Source organism: Streptomyces sp. AC550_RSS872 (assembly GCF_019049285.1).
In the GTDB taxonomy this organism is placed as follows: Bacteria; Actinomycetota; Actinomycetes; order Streptomycetales; family Streptomycetaceae; genus Streptomyces.
On record NZ_JAGMUL010000145.1, the window covers coordinates 1 to 1,869 of the forward strand.

1 protein-coding gene and 1 pseudogene are annotated in these 1,869 nt (G+C 69.2%); both read left to right on the plus strand.

Annotation, left to right across the window (positions count from 1 at the left end; all coding sequences use genetic code 11):
- A pseudogene (locus tag KUM44_RS46260) lies at positions 1-137 on the plus strand (serine hydroxymethyltransferase); the annotation flags it as partial.
- An 85-nt stretch (positions 138-222) separates the two neighbouring features.
- Positions 223-1,590, plus strand: a complete 1,368-nt coding sequence (locus tag KUM44_RS36685) for an L-serine ammonia-lyase (RefSeq protein WP_217214093.1) — start codon at positions 223-225, stop codon at positions 1,588-1,590.
- Positions 1,591-1,869: the final 279 nt, after the last annotated feature.

The window sequence follows — 1,869 nt, forward strand, 5'->3', positions numbered from 1 at the left end:
TCGCCGAGGTCGCGGACGTCATCGCCGAGACGCTCAAGGCGCCCTCTCCCTTCGGAGCGGCCGACGCGGACGCGCTCAAGACCCGGGTCAAGGCCCTGGCCGACAAGCACCCGCTGTACCCCGGTCTGAACAAGTAGTCCCTTTTTGTGGGGTGTCCCGCACACTCGTAGGTGAGCGGGACACCCCACGCCCCTGTTCCACCCCGTATTGAGGAGTCCCACCGTGGCCATCTCGGTCTTCGACCTGTTCTCGATCGGCATCGGCCCGTCCAGCTCCCACACGGTCGGCCCGATGCGTGCGGCCCGTATGTTCGCCCGCCGCCTGCGCAACGAGGGTCTGCTGGACTCCGTAGCAGCCGTACGAGCCGAGCTGTACGGCTCCCTCGGCGCCACCGGCCACGGCCACGGCACCCCGAAGGCGGTGCTGCTCGGCCTGGAGGGCGCCTCGCCGCGCACGGTGGACGTGGAGACGGCGGACGAGCGGGTCGAGGCGATCAAGGAGGCGGGCCTGCTGCGGCTGCTCGGCGAGCGCGACATCCCGTTCTCCTTCGACGACGACCTGATCCTGCACCGCCGCAAGGCACTCCCCTACCACGCGAACGGCATGACGATCCGGTCCTTCGACGCGTCGGGGGCGGAGCTGCTGTCGAAGACCTACTACTCGGTGGGCGGCGGCTTCGTCGTCGACGAGGACGCGGTCGGCGCGGACCGGATCAAGCTCGACGACACGGTCCTGAAGTACCCGTTCCGCACGGGAGACGAGCTGCTGCGCCTGACCCAGGAGACGGGCCTGTCGATCTCCTCGCTGATGCTGGAGAACGAGCGGGCCTGGCGCACGGAGGAGGAGATCCGGGCGGGCCTGCTGGAGATATGGCGGGTCATGCGGGAGTGCGTGTCGCGCGGCATGTCCCGCGAGGGCATCCTGCCGGGCGGCCTGAAGGTCCGCCGCCGGGCCGCGAACACGGCCCGCAAGCTGCGCTCCGAGGGCGACGCCAAGGCACTCGCCATGGAGTGGATCACGCTGTACGCGATGGCCGTGAACGAGGAGAACGCGGCGGGCGGCCGGGTTGTCACGGCCCCGACCAACGGCGCGGCGGGCATCATCCCCGCCGTCCTGCACTACTACATCAACTTCGTGCCCGGCGCCGACGAGGACGGGGTCGTCCGCTTCCTGCTCGCCGCCGGCGCCATCGGCATGCTCTTCAAGGAGAACGCCTCCATCTCCGGCGCCGAGGTCGGCTGCCAGGGCGAGGTCGGCTCGGCCTGCTCGATGGCGGCGGGCGCGCTCGCCGAGGTCCTCGGCGGCTCCCCGGAGCAGGTCGAGAACGCCGCCGAGATCGGCATGGAGCACAACCTCGGCCTGACCTGCGACCCGGTCGGCGGCCTCGTCCAGATCCCCTGCATCGAGCGCAACGGCATGGCCGCGGTCAAGGCTGTCACGGCGGCGCGGATGGCCATGCGGGGGGATGGCTCGCACAAGGTGTCCCTGGACAAGGTCATCAAGACGATGAAGGACACCGGGGCGGACATGTCGGTGAAGTACAAGGAGACGGCGCGCGGGGGGCTGGCGGTCAACATCATCGAGTGCTGAGGGGATGGGCCCTGACCAGCGCGTTCGTGTCTTTCAGCGCTGTCCGGGCCTTTCCTGCTTACGCGGCGGAAAGTCCCTGGAACTCCCTGGGACAGACGTGAAAGTCCCTGAAGAGTCCCTGGGATATCCCTTGGTATAAGGCTCTGGCCTGCGGGTTCGTGGCGCATAGTCAAACGACGGGAACTCCGCCCCCACCATCTCTACGTATCAAATCGCCTCGCCCCCTACGTTCACGACGGCGCAGGCACGTCAGGCCCTGCTCCCCCCCCCCCCCCCCCC